At 58.9% G+C, this 16,191-nt stretch carries 15 protein-coding genes; 4 read left to right on the plus strand and 11 right to left on the minus strand.

All coding sequences use genetic code 11. The annotated features are described in order from the left end of the window. Positions 1 to 98: 98 nt before the first annotated feature. The 3 genes from AC3ITY_RS31290 to AC3ITY_RS31300 all read right to left on the minus strand — a co-directional run bounded on the left by AC3ITY_RS31290 (position 99) and on the right by AC3ITY_RS31300 (position 4,182). Positions 99 to 1,211: a polyamine ABC transporter substrate-binding protein gene (locus AC3ITY_RS31290; RefSeq protein ID WP_489306722.1), complete on the minus strand. Its 1,113-nt coding sequence runs from the start codon at positions 1,209 to 1,211 to the stop codon at positions 99 to 101. A gap of 188 nt (positions 1,212 to 1,399) precedes the next feature. Then, entirely contained in the window at positions 1,400 to 2,764 is a 1,365-nt protein-coding gene (locus tag AC3ITY_RS31295; protein ID WP_489306723.1) for an aspartate aminotransferase family protein, read from the minus strand. A 59-nt stretch (positions 2,765 to 2,823) separates the two neighbouring features. Continuing rightward, entirely contained in the window at positions 2,824 to 4,182 is a 1,359-nt protein-coding gene (locus AC3ITY_RS31300; RefSeq protein ID WP_489306724.1) for a glutamine synthetase family protein, read from the minus strand. Positions 4,183 to 4,849: 667 nt separating this feature from the next. Between AC3ITY_RS31300 and AC3ITY_RS31305 the strand changes: the two genes are divergently transcribed. From AC3ITY_RS31305 to AC3ITY_RS31320, 4 genes are all read left to right on the plus strand, one after another. Continuing rightward, positions 4,850 to 6,226, plus strand: a complete 1,377-nt coding sequence (locus AC3ITY_RS31305) for a glutamine synthetase family protein (protein WP_053163627.1) — start codon at positions 4,850 to 4,852, stop codon at positions 6,224 to 6,226. Between the two features lie 202 nt (positions 6,227 to 6,428). Beyond that, a complete protein-coding gene (locus tag AC3ITY_RS31310; protein ID WP_489306725.1) occupies positions 6,429 to 7,181 on the plus strand; it encodes a carbonic anhydrase in 753 nt (250 codons plus the stop codon). Between the two features lie 91 nt (positions 7,182 to 7,272). Continuing rightward, entirely contained in the window at positions 7,273 to 7,905 is a 633-nt protein-coding gene (locus AC3ITY_RS31315) for a TetR/AcrR family transcriptional regulator (protein ID WP_489306726.1), read from the plus strand. 20 nt (positions 7,906 to 7,925) lie between these two features. Then, positions 7,926 to 8,690, plus strand: a complete 765-nt coding sequence (locus tag AC3ITY_RS31320; RefSeq protein WP_489306727.1) for a hypothetical protein — start codon at positions 7,926 to 7,928, stop codon at positions 8,688 to 8,690. Positions 8,691 to 8,745: 55 nt separating this feature from the next. On the opposite strand, the gene AC3ITY_RS31325 is transcribed toward AC3ITY_RS31320, so the two are convergent. The 8 genes from AC3ITY_RS31325 to AC3ITY_RS31360 form a co-directional block, all read right to left on the minus strand. Beyond that, positions 8,746 to 8,961 (minus strand): TOBE domain-containing protein, encoded by a 216-nt coding sequence (locus AC3ITY_RS31325; protein ID WP_007967989.1) that lies wholly within the window; start codon positions 8,959 to 8,961, stop codon positions 8,746 to 8,748. Between the two features lie 33 nt (positions 8,962 to 8,994). Then, positions 8,995 to 9,801 (minus strand): aliphatic sulfonates ABC transporter ATP-binding protein, encoded by an 807-nt coding sequence (gene ssuB, locus AC3ITY_RS31330; RefSeq protein ID WP_046039105.1) that lies wholly within the window; start codon positions 9,799 to 9,801, stop codon positions 8,995 to 8,997. Beyond that, positions 9,798 to 10,580: an aliphatic sulfonate ABC transporter permease SsuC gene (gene ssuC / locus AC3ITY_RS31335; protein ID WP_489306729.1), complete on the minus strand. Its 783-nt coding sequence runs from the start codon at positions 10,578 to 10,580 to the stop codon at positions 9,798 to 9,800. Before ssuC ends, ssuB begins: the two co-directional genes overlap by 4 nt. A gap of 9 nt (positions 10,581 to 10,589) precedes the next feature. Beyond that, a complete protein-coding gene (ssuD, locus tag AC3ITY_RS31340; RefSeq protein WP_090452041.1) occupies positions 10,590 to 11,738 on the minus strand; it encodes an FMNH2-dependent alkanesulfonate monooxygenase in 1,149 nt (382 codons plus the stop codon). Between the two features lie 25 nt (positions 11,739 to 11,763). Continuing rightward, the gene (locus AC3ITY_RS31345; protein WP_489306730.1) at positions 11,764 to 12,741 is read right to left on the minus strand and encodes a sulfonate ABC transporter substrate-binding protein; all 978 of its coding nucleotides are present in this window, start codon (positions 12,739 to 12,741) and stop codon (positions 11,764 to 11,766) included. 90 nt (positions 12,742 to 12,831) lie between these two features. Continuing rightward, positions 12,832 to 13,425 carry an NADPH-dependent FMN reductase gene (gene ssuE / locus AC3ITY_RS31350; protein ID WP_150755033.1) on the minus strand — a complete coding sequence of 198 codons (594 nt, stop codon included), beginning with the start codon at positions 13,423 to 13,425 and terminating at the stop codon, positions 12,832 to 12,834. Positions 13,426 to 13,715: 290 nt separating this feature from the next. Then, positions 13,716 to 14,354, minus strand: a complete 639-nt coding sequence (locus AC3ITY_RS31355) for a peroxiredoxin (RefSeq protein WP_110662330.1) — start codon at positions 14,352 to 14,354, stop codon at positions 13,716 to 13,718. Between the two features lie 291 nt (positions 14,355 to 14,645). After that, a complete protein-coding gene (locus tag AC3ITY_RS31360; protein WP_489306732.1) occupies positions 14,646 to 15,989 on the minus strand; it encodes an OprD family porin in 1,344 nt (447 codons plus the stop codon). Positions 15,990 to 16,191 lie beyond the last annotated feature (202 nt).

The following is a 16,191-nucleotide window of genomic DNA, read 5'->3' on the forward strand; positions in this document are numbered from 1 at the left end:
CCTGCTCGCGATGATCGTCAACGATAACGATGGGTGCCTGACACCCCGCGGCGCTCTCAGGTTCATCGCGAGCAGGCTCGCTCCTACAGGTTAATTACTTATTTACCGGATTTGATCTTGGTCCAGCTGCGGGTCAGGATCCGCTGGGTCGCGGCCGGCAAGTCGGCAATCGCGTACAACTTGGCCAGCACGTCCGCTGGCGGGTAGATGCCTGGGTCGGCGGTGATTTCTTTATCAACCAACGGGGTGGCGGCCGCGTTACCGTTCGGGAAACGTACGGCGTTGGTGATTTCAGCCATGATTTCCGGCTTCTGCAGGAAGGTCATGAACTTGTAGGCGCCTTCGACGTTTTCGGCATCTTTAGGGATGGCGACCATGTCGTAGAAGCTGCCGGCACCTTCTTTGGGAATGTTGTAGCTGACTTTCACCTTGTCACCGGCCTCAGCAGCGCGGGACTTGGCCTGGTAAATGTCACCCGAGTAACCCACGGCCACGCAGATGTTGCCGTTGGCGAGGTCGGAGATGTACTTGGACGAGTGGAAGTAGGCGATCGAAGGACGGACCTTCATGATCAGCGCTTCAGCCTTGTCGATGTCTTCTTTCTTCTGGCTGTCGGTTGGCAGGCCCAGGTAGTGCAACGCCACCGGAATCATCTCGGTTGGCGAGTCCAGCAGGCTGATACCGCACGATTTCAGTTTGGCGGCGTTCTCGGGCTTGAAAATCAGGTCCCAGGAATCGACCGGTGCATCGGCACCCAGCGCAGCCTTGACCTTCTCGGCGTTGAAGCCGATACCGATCGAACCCCACATGTACGGGAAGGCGTGCTCGTTGCCCGGGTCGCTCACGGAAACGGCCTTGAGCAGGTCGGTGTTCAGGTTCTTCCAGTTAGGCAGCTTGGACTTGTCCAGCTTCTGGTAGACGCCAGCCTTGATCTGCTTGGCCAGGAAGTTGTTCGACGGTACAACGATGTCGTAACCGGACTTGCCTGCCAGCAACTTGGCTTCCAGGGTTTCGTTGCTGTCGAAGACGTCATAGACAACCTTGATGCCCGACTCGTCTTCAAACTTCTTGACGGTGTCCGGTGCGATGTAGTCGGACCAGTTGTACACGTGCAGTACTTTGTCATCGGCCTGAACCGCGCCCGCCATCAAACCCATCACGGACATGGCAAGCAGAGTCTTGCCAGCGAGCTTTTTACCTAGTGCCTTCATGCGTAATGCTCCAAATTTTTCTTTTTTGAACCACTTGTTCAGCGACCGAACCCGGGCAACTGGAACCGCGGCTAGTCTGGCAAGATCCACATCGGTCTTTCAAGGAAACGGCCACGCTTTCTGACAGTTCTGAGCGAAAGTTCCTACTTCATATGCAGAACTTTGGACTTCCGCTCAGAGCCTAGCACTTAGCCCTGCAATGCACTCAGGGTCAGGTCAAGACACTTGCGAGCCTTGGTCACCAGCTCATCGATTTCCGCCGGTGTAATCACCAGTGGCGGAGCGATGATCATGGTGTCGCCGACGGCGCGCATGATCAGGCCGTTGTCGAAGCAGAACTGGCGGCAGATCATGCCGACGCCCTTGCCCTCGTAACGCTTGCGCGTGGCCTTGTCCTGGACCAGTTCAATGGCCCCCAGCAACCCGACCCCACGAACTTCACCCACCAGCGGGTGATCGTTGAGTTCCCGCAGACGCTTTTGCAAATACGGTGCCGTTTCTGCATGAACGCGCTCGATAATTTTCTCGTCGCGCAGGATGCGGATGTTTTCCAGCGCTACCGCGGCGGCTACCGGGTGACCGGAGTAGGTAAAGCCGTGGTTGAAGTCGCCGCCCTCATTGAGCACGTCCACCACTTCATCACGCACGATCAGACCGCCCATCGGGATGTAGCCTGAGGTCAGGCCCTTGGCGATGGTCATCATGTCTGGCTTGAGGTCGTAGAAATCGGCACCGAACCACTCGCCGGTACGCCCGAAACCGCAAATCACTTCGTCAGCCACGAACAGGATGTCGTACTTGGCGAGGATTTCCTTGATGCGCGGCCAGTAGGTCTCTGGCGGAATGATCACGCCACCGGCACCCTGGATCGGCTCGGCAATAAAGGCACCGACGTTGTCGACGCCGACTTCCAGAATCTTTTCTTCCAACTGGTTGGCCGCCCAGATACCGAATTCTTCCGGGGTCATGTCGCCGCCTTCGGCGAACCAGTACGGCTGGGCAATGTGGACGATGCCCGGGATCGGCAAGTCGCCCTGTTCGTGCATGTAGGTCATGCCGCCCAGGCTCGCGCCGGCCACGGTGGAACCGTGATAGCCGTTCTTGCGGCTGATGATGACTTTCTTCTTCGGCTGGCCCTTGATCGCCCAGTAGTGACGAACCATGCGCAGCATGGTGTCGTTGCCTTCAGAGCCGGAACCGGTGAAGAACACATGGTTCATGCCTTCTGGCGCGATGTCGGCGATAGCCTTGGCCAGCTCCAGTACCGGCGGATGCGCAGTCTGGAAGAATAGGTTGTAGTAAGGCAGTTCGCGCATCTGTTTACTGGCGGCGTCGGCCAGTTCATCGCGACCATAACCAATCGCGACACACCACAGGCCGGCCATACCGTCGAGGATCTTGTTGCCTTCGCTGTCCCAGAGGTAAACACCCTTGGCGTTGGTGATGATCCGTGGGCCTTTCTCTTTCAGCTGCTTGAAGTCGCTGAACGGAGCCAGGTGGTGGTCATTGCTCAGGATTTGCCATTCACGGGTTTGCGGATTGTTGCTGGTCATACGAATCTCCTAAAAAAATCAGGTGAAGGCGCCGCTCGACTGCGGCGGCGCCCGGCGTATCAGACGGCAAAGAGCAGGAATTCCCTTTCCCACGAACTGATCACGCGCTTGAAGTTTTCATGCTCGGCCCGCTTGACCGCAACGTAGCCAGTGATGAAATTTTTGCCCAGATAACGCTCGATGGTCGCGCTGTTTTCCATACGCTCCAGCGCGTCTTCGATGGTCAGCGGCAGGCGCAGGTTGCGGCGTTCATAGCCACGCCCTACCACCGGCGCACTCGGGTTCAGGCCTTCGACCATGCCGATGTAACCGCAGAGCAGGCTCGCGGCAATCGCCAGGTACGGGTTGGCATCGGCGCCCGGCAGGCGGTTTTCCACCCGACGGTTTTGCGGCCCCGCATCCGGCACACGCAGGCCCACGGTGCGGTTCTCTTCGCCCCACTCCACGTTCACCGGCGCCGAGGTATCCGGCAGGAAGCGGCGGAACGAGTTGACGTTGGGTGCGAACAGCGGCAACAGCTCGGGAATGAGTTTCTGCAGACCACCGATGTGGTGCAGGAACAACTGGCTCATGGTCCCGTCTTCATTAGAGAAGATGTTCTTGCCGGTCTCGATGTCGATGATGCTCTGGTGCAAGTGCATGGCGCTGCCCGGCTCGCCGGTCATCGGTTTGGCCATGAAGGTCGCGGCCACGTTGTGCTTGAGCGCGGCTTCGCGCATGGTGCGTTTGAACACCAGGATCTGGTCGGCCAGGGACAGGGCATCGCCGTGACGGAAGTTGATTTCCATCTGCGCCGTGCCGTCCTCGTGGATCAGCGTATCGAGGTCCAGGTCCTGCAATTCGCACCAGTCGTAGACGTCTTCGAACAGCGGATCGAATTCGTTCGCCGCTTCAATGGAGAACGACTGGCGACCGATTTCCGGGCGACCGGAGCGGCCGATTGGCGGTTGCAGCGGGTAGTCCGGGTCGTCACTGCGCTTGGTCAGGTAAAACTCCATTTCCGGCGCCACGATCGGCTGCCAGCCTTTTTCGGTATAGAGTTTCAGGACTTTCTTGAGCACGTTACGCGGCGACAGCTCGATCGGGTTGCCTTGCTTGTCGTAGGTATCGTGGATGACGATGGCGGTCGGCTCGATGGCCCACGGCACCAGGTACACCGCGCCCTGGTCGGGACGGCAGATCATGTCGATGTCGGCCGGGTCGAGCAGTTCGTAATAGATGTCGTCTTCGACGTAATCGCCGGTCACGGTCTGCAACAGAACGCTTTCTGGCAGGCGCATGCCTTTTTCGGCGATGAATTTGTTGGTCGGCGAAATCTTGCCCCGGGTAATCCCGGTCAAGTCGGCGATCATGCATTCGACTTCTGTGATCTTGTGGTTTTTCAACCAATCGGTGAGCTGGTCGAGGTTGTTACTCATAAATGCCTCTAGGCTTGAGTTGTCTGACCTTTTTAAGGTCAGGCGTTGTTTGACGCATCGGCGTCGCGTTGTAGAGCGTTTGCGCGGCAAATGATCGTGCTTGCCAACACGGCTGCAGAGGCCGGGCGTGCAGAATCGCGAGCGGTGCCCTGAACGATGGTCAAGCCGCTATTGTGAATCGGTTCTATATTGAATGGAGTAACCGTAATGGGGGTGCCATCGCGACCGTCCAGAATATCGGACGGGGACGGTCGAACCGTCACGGATGGGAGGATCACCGGAACCGCTGAGGCCACGGAACGGACGGACGTGTCATCACTGTTGTGATAAACATGCCGACCGACCTGTCTTGAGCAGTCGGTGACGCCGATTATCGGCAGGCGAGACATGAAGCACCCCGGTATTATTGCTGTTATGGGTTTGATTCGAGCTTAGCCTTGTTCATTTTTTTACACAACACCCCCGTAAAAAATACAACACGGCCCGCTCAAGCCTGCGGGCGCCATAGAGGCCAAGGGCATAAAAACGCCCCAAAGTGCCTCAAAAAAGCCACACGAGTGCTTTTTTAGGGCAAAAAAGGCCTCGCTTGACTTCGGCATGCCGTTCGGGTTGACTGGAATCTGAAAAGATCAATGATTGATATTTTTAACAACAAAGGTGTTGCATCATGTCGGTACCCCCGCGTGCCGTTCAGCTTAACGAAGCGAACGCGTTCCTTAAGGAACATCCTGAGGTTCTGTACGTTGACCTTCTGATTGCGGATATGAATGGTGTGGTGCGCGGCAAGCGCATTGAACGCACCAGCCTCCACAAGGTTTACGAGAAAGGCATCAACCTGCCGGCCTCTTTATTTGCTCTGGATATCAATGGCTCGACGGTGGAAAGCACCGGCCTGGGCCTGGACATCGGTGATGCTGACCGAATCTGCTATCCAATCCCCGATACCCTATGCAACGAGCCATGGCAGAAGCGCCCGACCGCGCAACTGTTGATGACCATGCACGAACTCGAAGGCGAGCCATTCTTCGCCGACCCGCGTGAAGTGCTGGCCAATGTGGTGCGCAAGTTCGACGAAATGGGCCTGACCATCTGCGCCGCGTTCGAACTGGAGTTCTACCTGATCGACCAGGAGAACGTGAACGGTCGTCCGCAACCACCTCGCTCGCCGGTTTCCGGCAAACGTCCGCACTCGACACAGGTCTACCTGATCGACGACCTCGACGAATACGTCGACTGCCTCCAGGACATTCTGGAGGGTGCAAAAGAGCAAGGCATTCCGGCCGACGCCATCGTCAAGGAAAGTGCCCCGGCGCAGTTCGAAGTGAACCTGCACCACGTGGCTGACCCGATCAAGGCCTGCGACTATGCGGTCCTGCTCAAGCGCCTGATCAAGAACATCGCCTACGACCATGAAATGGACACCACCTTCATGGCCAAGCCTTACCCAGGCCAGGCGGGTAATGGTCTGCACGTCCACATCTCGATTCTCGACAAAGACGGCAAGAACATTTTTGCCAGTGAGGATCCCGAGCAGAACGCCGCACTGCGTCACGCGATCGGCGGTGTGCTCGAGACCCTACCGGCGCAGATGGCCTTCCTCTGCCCGAACGTCAACTCGTACCGTCGTTTCGGCGCACAGTTCTACGTGCCGAACTCGCCGTGCTGGGGCCTGGACAACCGTACCGTAGCGATTCGCGTCCCGACCGGTTCTGCCGATGCCGTGCGCATCGAGCATCGTGTAGCCGGCGCCGATGCCAACCCGTACCTGCTGATGGCTTCGGTTTTGGCGGGCGTGCACCACGGCCTGACCAACAAGATCGAGCCTGGCGCCCCGGTCGAAGGCAACAGCTACGAGCAGAACGAGCAGAGCCTGCCGAACAACCTGCGTGATGCACTGCGCGAGCTGGACGACAGCGAAGTCATGGCCAAGTACATCGATCCGAAATACATCGATATTTTCGTGGCCTGTAAAGAGAGCGAGCTGGAGGAGTTCGAACACTCCATCTCCGACCTCGAGTACAACTGGTACCTGCATACCGTGTAAGCGGTTGCAGTAAAAAACGCCGCCGGCCTCACAGCCGGCGGCGTTTTTTTTGCTCGCCATTTGTTATGAAATGCTTGTTAGCAGAACCAAGGAAAATTCCTACGGATTCGCCAGACACTGACTACATCTGCACCCTGACCACAACCTCACACTCCGGATGCCGGGATTCTTCCCGTTTTCCTACCCGCGTATGAGAACGACTATGAAAAAACAACTATTGGGCGCAACCATCACTCTGATTGTCGCCGGTTTGTGCTCGACTGCCTTGGCAGCAGCCGGTGACACGGCCGCATGGAGCTATTCCGCCCCCACCGGTCCACAAAACTGGGGTGAACTGAAAAGCGAGTACAGTCTCTGCTCATCGGGTAAGACACAGTCGCCTATCGATATTCGTGACGCGATCAATACTGACTTTAAGACCCTGAACGTTACTTATCAGCCAAGCAAAGCCACAGTGTCGAACAACGGCCATACAATTCAGGTAACGCCGGTCGACGCCGGAGGTATCACCCTGGACTCCGGTCACTACTCATTCGTGCAAATACATTTTCATACGCCAAGTGAAGAAATGATCCAGGGGCGCACCTATCCTCTGGACGCGCATCTGGTTCACCGCAACTCTGCAGGCGAACTGGCCGTGGTGGCCTTGCTGTTTGAAGAGGGTGCACACAATCCGACCCTGGAGCCAATCCTGGCAGCCATGCCAAAGCACACGGGCGGTAGTGCGCATCTGGACACGGTAAACGTTGCACAACTACTACCTGCGAACCTCAACGCCTATTTCTACATGGGCTCCCTGACAACCCCCCCTTGTACCGAAGGCGTGCGCTGGAATGTGCTGACCACTGCGGTGCAACTGTCGCGAGCGCAATTGGAGGCGTTCCAGGCGCTGTATCCAATGAATGCACGCCCGGTTCAACCCTTGAACGGCCGGAGTGTACACGTCGGTGGCTAAGCGGTTTTGATCGCCGGGCGGGGTAGCGGAGCCCATACAGACAAGGTGCCACCTGCCTCGTACAATGCCCGCTGCCCCGCAGGAGACTTACATGACACGCGTAGCCACCCCCCGCAAACCCCGCGCACGCAGCCAGGCCCGGATCGATTCGATACTCGATGCGGCCCGCACGTTGTTGGCCGCCGAGGGTGTGGCCAGTCTGTCGATCTACAGCGTCGCCGAGCGCGCGGAGATTCCGCCGTCCTCGGTCTACCACTTCTTCGCCAGCGTGCCTGCCCTGCTCGAAGCCCTGACCGCCGATGTCCACGCCGCCTTCCGCGCCTGCCTGCAAGCCCCCATCGATCACCTCGCCTTGAATGGCTGGCGCGATCTGTCGCGACTGGTGGAACAACGTATGCTCGACATCTACGCAGAGGACGCCGCCGCCCGCCAACTCATTCTGGCCCAACACGGCCTGACCGAAGTCACCCAGGCCGACCGCCAGCACGACATCGAACTGGGCGACCTGATGCACAAGCTGTTCGACCATCACTTCGAACTGCCGACATTGCCGAGTGATGTCGACGTGTTTGCCCTGGCCATGGAACTCGGCGACCGCGTCTACGCACGCTCGGTGCAACAACACGGGCAGATCACGCCACGCATGGCCGAAGAAGGCATGCGCGTGTTTGATGCTTATCTGGGTCTGTACCTGCCGCCGTACTTGGCCAGGCGCGACGTATAACGCAACGAGGTGTTCTGTTCATGGCGCACGTACCCGACAACTACCTTGGCGTGTGGAAACGACGCCTGATCGTCTTCCAGTGCGGGCGCACCGACAGTGAAACGGCGGTGTACTGGCTGCAAACCCCACGTCTGTTTGCCGACCTGCGCATCCCGCCGGCCGCGCTCCCGGCGCAGCCCCTGGAACAGCTGAATCACGCGGACCTGTTGACCTTGAGCGAGCAAAAGGGCTTCGCCGGTGTGACCGAGGTCGAAGGTGACATTTGCCAATGGCATCGCAAACTCGACTACCAACCTGCCAGCGCCGAGCAGGACATCGGGCGCATGCACTTTGAAACCAGCGAGCGCCTGATCGAAACCGCCCTGGACGATGCCTACTACGAAATCTGGGAGCGACTGCCCGACTCTCGCGGCACCTGTCGCGGTCAGTGGTTGCAGGCGGTCGATGATCCCATGCGGGTTGCCTGCCTGGTGCTGGCCGGCGATTACTTTCTGCTCGCCGCCAGCCGGGTTGTTGCGCTGGCACCCGGCGGTCATCTGCGTGATCACATGAACGCTGCGGCAGCACACGAACTGCTCACGACTGAACTGTCCTTTGGCCGTCACCATGGCGGGCAAACCCCGTGGCAGATCGACTATTCCACATTGCCCGGGCAAACCGGCCAGCCATTGCTGGCAGCAGACATCGACCCAACTGCCGGCGAGCTATTCAGCGACCCGCGCGTGCTGTCATCACTCGGCACCTATGTACCCGTGGCAGGTTGGCGCTGCGTCCCCAAGCCCTGACCTGAAAAACCCCGAAGGGCTCACACCCTCCGGGGTTGTTGTTTACGCACACGGCTTACAACTTGGCGATCGACACCTCGGTGGATTTCACAAACGCGATCACTTCACTGCCGACCGCCAGTTCCAGCTCTTTCACCGAGCGTGTGGTGATCACCGAAGTGACGATGCCGGACGCGGTTTGCACGTCGATTTCCGAGAGCACGTCGCCGAGGACGATTTCCTTGATGGAGCCTTTGAACTGGTTGCGAACGTTGATGGCCTTGATTGTCATGATGTTGATTCCTGTCGTTAGGTAAGACTTGAGTTATTGAGCCCAGCGCAATTGCGTAGGCAAGGGTGAAACAGGTTCCGGTTCCGGCGGTTGGCCGGGCAGCGCCAGCACGCGATTGAGGACTTCGGTTTCCAGCGCCGCCAACCGATGGGAGCCACGAACGCGAGGGCGCGGCAGTTCCACGTGCAGGTCGAGGCCGACTTCGCCGTCTTCGATCAGGATCACCCGATCGGCAATCGCCACCGCTTCACTGACGTCATGGGTCACCAGCAACACCGTGAAACCGTGCTGTTGCCAGAGCCGTTCGATCAGTTGCTGCATTTCAATTCGGGTCAGGGCATCCAGCGCCCCCAAGGGTTCATCGAGCAACAGCAGGCGCGGCTGATGAATCAACGCACGGGCCAAAGCCACGCGTTGCTTCTGTCCACCGGACAGCGCGGCCGGCCACTCGTGGGCGCGATCGGCCAGGCCCACCGCTTCCAAGGCTTCAAGCGCTTGCGGCCGCCAGTTGCCCTTGAGGCCCAGGCCGACGTTGTCGATGATCTTTTTCCAAGGCAGCAAACGCGCTTCCTGGAACATCAGCCGCGTGTCCTCCCGCGCGTCACTCAATGGCGCGGCACCGGCGAGCAACTCACCGCCAGTTGGTTGATCGAGGCCGGCGAGCAAGCGCAGCAAGGTACTTTTGCCGCAGCCGCTACGACCGACCACGGCGACAAACTGGCCCGCCGGAATGTGCAGGTCGATCTCACGCAGCACCTGCCGCGAGCCAAAGGTTTTTTGCAGCTTGCGCACCGCCAGCGGAATACCGCGCAGCAGGCGTGGAGGTTGTTCCGCGATCATGCCGCACCTCCCTTGGCAACCTGATACGCCGGGTGCCAGCGCAGCCACACACGCTCAAGCCCACGGGCCGCGAGGTCGGCCAGTTTGCCGAGCACCGCGTACAACAGAATCGCCAGCACCACCACGTCGGTCTGCAAGAACTCCCGGGCATTCATCGCCAGATAGCCGATGCCGGAACTCGCGGAGATGGTTTCCGCCACGATCAATGTCAGCCACATGAAGCCCAGGGCGAAGCGCACACCGACTAGAATCGAAGGCAGCGCCCCCGGCAGAATCACCTGCCAGAACAGACCGAAACCGGACAAGCCGTAACTGCGCGACATCTCCACCAGCGCCGGGTCGACGTTACGGATGCCGTGATAGGTGTTGAGGTAGATAGGGAACAACGTGCCCAGCGCCACCAGGAAAATCTTCGCCGACTCGTCGATACCGAACCACAGGATCACCAGCGGAATCAGCGCCAAGTGCGGCACGTTGCGGATCATCTGCACCGAACTGTCGAGCAGGCGCTCGCCCCACTTTGACAGGCCGGTGATGAAGCCAAGCGTCAGGCCGATGCTGCCACCGATGGTGAAGCCCAGCGCGGCACGCCAGCCACTGATCGCCAGGTGTGTCCAGATTTCGCCGCTGCGCACCAGGCTCACCCCGGCCTCGATCACGGCGATGGGTGCTGGCAGGATCCGTGTCGACAACCAACCCGCCGACACACTCAACTGCCACACCGCCAGCAGCAACACCGGCAACGCCCAAGGCGCAAGGCTGTGGATGATTTTCTTCATGACCGCGCCTCAGCTCTGGGACGCGGCTTTGGGCAGAATGTCGTTGGCGACCATCTCGCCGAACGGGCTGACGTAGCCGGCGCTCTTCGGCAGTTCAGGACGCTCGACATCGAGGTGCGGGAACAGCAATTCGGCCACCCGGTACGACTCCTCCAGGTGTGGATAACCGGAGAAGATGAAGGTATCGATGCCCAGGTCCGCGTACTCCTTCACGCGGGCGGCCACGGTCGGACCATCGCCCACCAGCGCCGTACCGGCACCGCCGCGCACCAGACCGACGCCGGCCCACAGGTTAGGGCTGACTTCCAGGTTGTCGCGGTTGCCGCCATGCAATGCGGCCATGCGTTGCTGACCGACCGAATCGAAACGCGCCAGCGAAGCCTGGGCACGAGCGATGGTCTCGTCGTCGAGATGGGAGATCAGCCGATCCGCGGCTTTCCAGGCTTCATCGTTGGTTTCGCGCACGATCACGTGCAGGCGAATGCCAAAGCGCACGGTGCGTCCGAGCTTCGCGGCCTTGGCTCGGACCTGTTCGATTTTTTCCGCGACGGCGGCCGGTGGTTCGCCCCAGGTCAGGACCATTTCCACCTGTTCGGCGGCCAGGTCTTGGGCGGCTTCCGAGGATCCGCCGAAGTACAGCGGCGGACGCGGTTGCTGGATCGGCGGATAGAGCAATTTCGCGCCCTTCACGCTGATGTGCTGGCCGTCGTAATCGACGGTTTCGCCTTCCAGCACCCGACGCCAGATGCGGGTGAATTCCACCGAGGCCTGATAGCGCTCTTCGTGGCTGAGGAACAATCCATCACCCGCCAATTCCTCCGGATCACCGCCCGTCACCAGGTTGAACAACGCACGACCACCAGACAGTCGATCCAGGGTCGCGGCCTGACGCGCCGCCACCGTCGGGGAAATGATCCCGGGGCGCAGGGCAACCAGGAACTTCAAACGCTGGGTCACAGGAATCAGCGATGCCGCCACCAGCCACGAGTCTTCGCAGGAGCGACCGGTAGGGATCAGTACCCCGCCAAAACCCAGGCGATCCGCTGCCTGTGCGACTTGTTGCAAGTAACCGTGATCGACGGCGCGTGCGCCTTCAGCGGTGCCAAGGTAATGGCCGTCGCCGTGGGTAGGCAGGAACCAGAAAATATTGAGGCTCATGGAGTGGTCTCCTTGGGGAATCGAATTATTGGGCTTTGGCCACGACGGCCGGCGGCGTCCAGATCACGTCTTTGATGCTCAACGGCTTGGGAATCAGCTTGAGCTGGTAGAAGCTGTCGGCGATTTTCTGCTGCGCCGCGACCACTTCCGGGGTGAGGAACAGCGCGCCATAGCCCTGGCGTTTCACTGAGGTCAGGGTGATGTCTGCTGGCAGGCCGAGCAGCGGTGAAACCTGTTGAGTCACCTCTTGCGGGTTAGCCTTGGACCACTCGCCCACCGCGCGCACTTCTTCCACCAGGGTCTTGATCACCTCGGGATTTTTCTGCGCATAAGGTTTGGTCGCGAGATAGAATTGATGGTTGTCGACGATGCCCTGGCCATCGCGCAGGGTGCGCGCTTGCAGCTGTTGTTCGGCGGCGGCCTGGTACGGATCCCAGATGACCCAGGCGTCGACGCTGCCACGCTCGAACGCGGCGCGGGCATCGGCCGGCGGCAGGAATACAGTCTGGATGTCGGTGTATTTGAGGCCGGCGTCTTCCAGCGCACGCACCAGCAGGTAGTGCACGTTGGAGCCTTTGTTCAGGACGACTTTCTTGCCCTTGAGGTCCGCCACCGATTTGATCGCCGAGTCCTTCGGCACCAGGATCGCCTCACTGTGTGGCGCTGGCGGTTCATAGGCGACGTAGAGCAAATCGGCACCGGCCGCTTGAGCGAACACGGGCGGCGTCTCACCGGTGACGCCGAAGTCGATGGAACCGACATTCAGGCCTTCGAGCAGTTGCGGGCCACCGGGGAATTCCGTCCATTGTACGTCCACGCCTTGGGCGGCGAGGCGTTTTTCCAGGGTGCCTTTGGCTTTGAGCAGCACCAGGGTGCCGTATTTCTGATAGCCGATTCGTAATACGCCTTCCTGGGTAGAAAGCGCCTGAGCTTGAGTAATAACGCCGAAGGCGGCCGCAGCAAACAGAGCGACCAGACCACGACGCAAAATGACAGGGCGCATGGCGCTCTCCTTTTTGCAGTTGGGTTTTGGCTGCACCTGCTTGCCCGTTAGCGGGCGAGTAAGGCCAGTACTTCAATTTTTCGGTGAGGCTCAAATGCTCCAGCGAGCACTCAACAAACGATCATTCAACAGGTTCGGATCAAGCGGCTTGGGCCGTCGCGCCATGGCGCTGAAAAACAGCTCCAGCGATTCATTCAGTCGTTGTTCCAGCTCCGGCGCCAACTGAGCCAGGGCGCTGCCTTCGCCGTAGGCGATCTGACTGTCGACGGCGAAAATCCCTTGAAGCATTTCCTGGGCCTTCAATGCCGACAGCACCGGCTTGAGCGCGTAATCCACCGCCAGCATGTGAGCGATGCTGCCGCCAGTGGCCATCGGCAGAACCACCTTGTGGCTCAAGGCGCGTTCGGGCAGCAGATCCAGTACGACTTTCAGTGCTCCGGAAAACGATGCCTTGTAAACCGGTGTGGCGATCAGCAGGCCATCGGCGTTTTCAATCTGTTGCAACAGGTCAACCACCTTGGGGCTGTCGAAGCGTGCGTGCAGCAAGTCCTCGGCCGGGAAGTCCCGTACCTGATAACTCACCACTTCCACGCCCTGCCCTTGTAACCAACGTTGGGAGCGATCCAGCAGCACCCCGGAACGAGAGCGCTGACTGGGACTGCCACCGAGTGAGACAACCAACATTCAGACGATTCCTTGCACGGTGTTGGCGATTCGCGGCTTGCGATCTCGCTTCGATGGAGTGACCTTAACAGCTGATTTATATATCCATAAATCATATTTATTCATTTGGTTATTCGTTAAAGAAATATGAAAACCGGTTTCTTCCAGGCAAAAAAACAGGCCGTCGAAACGGCCTGAAAATCCCCTGCTTTGTGAGTACACATCTTGAATTCTGTTGCGCCTGATCCGCCGCCATCGCGAGCAAGCTCGCTCCCACAGGGGTACGCAGTTGCGCCCAAAATGCTGAAGACTTATCGGTTCGGCTGCGGCGTCAGGCGCAAGTAAGGCTTGACCGCCCGATAGCCCTTGGGAAAACGCTGTTTGATTTCATCCTCATCCTTGAGCGACGGCACGATCACCACCTCATCACCGTCCTGCCAGTTGGCCGGTGTGGCCACCTTGTAGTTGTCGGTGAGTTGCAGCGAGTCGATCACCCGCAGGATTTCATTGAAGTTGCGGCCGGTGCTCGCCGGGTAGGTGATCGTCAGCCGGACCTTTTTGTTCGGGTCGATCACGAACAGACTGCGCACGGTCAGGGTGTCGTTGGCGTTGGGATGGATCAGGTCGTAGAGGTCCGAGACCTTGCGGTCGGCGTCATCCAGGATCGGAAAGTTGACCACGGTGGCCTGGGTTTCGTTGATGTCCTCGATCCACCTGTGGTGCGACTCCACCGGGTCCACCGACAAAGCGATGGCCTTGACGCCGCGCGCGGCGAACTCATCCTTGAGCCTGGCGGTGAAGCCCAGTTCCGTGGTGCACACCGGGGTGAAATCCGCAGGATGGGAAAACAGCACGCCCCAGCTATCGCCCAGCCACTGATGGAAACGGATGATGCCGGCGCTGGAGTTCTGTTCGAAATCGGGGGCGATATCGCCAAGTCTGAGACCCATGGTGCTGCTCCTTGTGAGTGCTTGATGGGTTCAACTGTGCCTGTGTTTTTTATCTATTAAAAAGAATAAATATCGATTTATTTAGATCATAAAGAAATATTAAATATCTGTTCACTGGACGCGCACGCACAACCCGCCGAACATCGCCCCAAGGTTCGAGAAGGCCTTGAGTTGCTGCAAAGAGGGAACTTCAAGGCGGGATTACGGGGGTGAACCCGTCTTGAAAATGTAAAAGCCCCGCCCGGTGCAATACCGGGCGGGGCTTTTTTTGTCTCGGTTACGCGAGCGCTATTACAACAGCGGGATCGAGTAGCTGAGGATCACACGGTTTTCGTCCTGCGAACGCGTGTTCGGCAGGTCGGTGCGCCAGGTAGCGTTTTTCCACGCCAGACCCAGGTTTTTTAGCGGACCTTCCTGAACGACATAAGCCACGCTCAGATCGCGCTCCCACTCGGAAGCACCATTGGCTGCCTCGCCACCCTTGGCGTTAACTGTATCGATATTGTCGCCATGCAGGTACACCAGACCCGCCGTCAGGCCAGGTACGCCGACCTTGGCGAAGTCATACGCGTAGCGTGCCTGCCAGGTGCGTTCGCCGGCACGGCCGAACTTCTGGATTTGCGAGTCGGTGATGGTGTAGTTCGACGAACCGTCGCCCTGGTTCAGCCAAGGGAAGTCGCTGTCGCCGTTGCTGACCTGGTAACCGGCGCCGAAGGTGTGACCGGCAACGGAGTACAGGAACAGGCCGCTGTACAGGTTGTTGTCGACCTTGCCTTTACCGTTGGCTGCACCACTGTAATTGCCAGTGGTGAAGTACAGAGGGTCGTGACCGTTGGCACCGTCGTCGGAGCTGTTGAAGTAACGGAAGTCCGACTTCAACACGCCAGGGCCGATGGCCCAGTTATGCACCAGACCCAGGAAGTGTTGCTTGTAGAACTCTTCCAGGTTGCCGTAGTAGTACTGGGCCGTCAGGTCCTTGGTGATCTTGTAGTCGCCACCGGCATAAATGAACTTGTTGCTGTCGCGGAATTTGGTGCCGCGAGTGTTCGCGCCCGAAATCGACATCTGCTCATTGTTGCTGGAGTTACGGCCTTTAACGGCTTCGATCTGGCCACCGACCAGGGTCAAATCCTTGATGTCGCCGGAGGTGATCTGGCCACCCTGCCAGGTTTGCGGCAGCAGGCGGCCGTCGTTGGTCACGATCACCGGCAGTTTTGGCTGCAGGGTGCCCAGCTTCAGTTCGGTCTGGGAGATCTTGGCTTTGGCAGTCAAACCCAGGCTGGAGAAGTCATCAACCGCTTCGCCGTTGGACTTGCTCGGGAACACGGTGCCGCCGTACGAGTTGTTGCTCGCGCCGTTGGTGCCTCCACCGGAATCCAGTTTGACGCCCAACAGGCCGATCGCATCCACACCAAAACCGACAGTGCCTTGGGTGTAACCGGAGATGAAACGCAGATCGAAGCCTTGGCCCCATTCTTCGTTTTTGTTCGGGCCAGTGCCGTCACGGTAATCGGTGTTGATGTAGAAGTTACGCAGCCCCAGTGTTGCCTTACTGTCTTCGATAAAACCCGCGGCGCTTGCCTGCTGGGTCAAAACCCCAACGGCCACAGCGATGGCCAAGGTGGACTTGTTCATGTTTCGCTCCTCTCGTTTCTAATTCTGATGTTCCTGGTCCCGAATCGATTGCCCGGGATCCTGAATGCATAAATTCGCGGCAAACCGTCTAGGCCGGTCATTTGGCGGGCCGCAGGATACATGGCCTTAAAGCCAAAAAGAATTTTTTGGTGTTTTTTAATATCGCTTAGGAATATGACTTCCCACGACAGATCCGAGGTAT

It is taken from the genome of Pseudomonas sp. GL_091 (assembly GCF_057837725.1).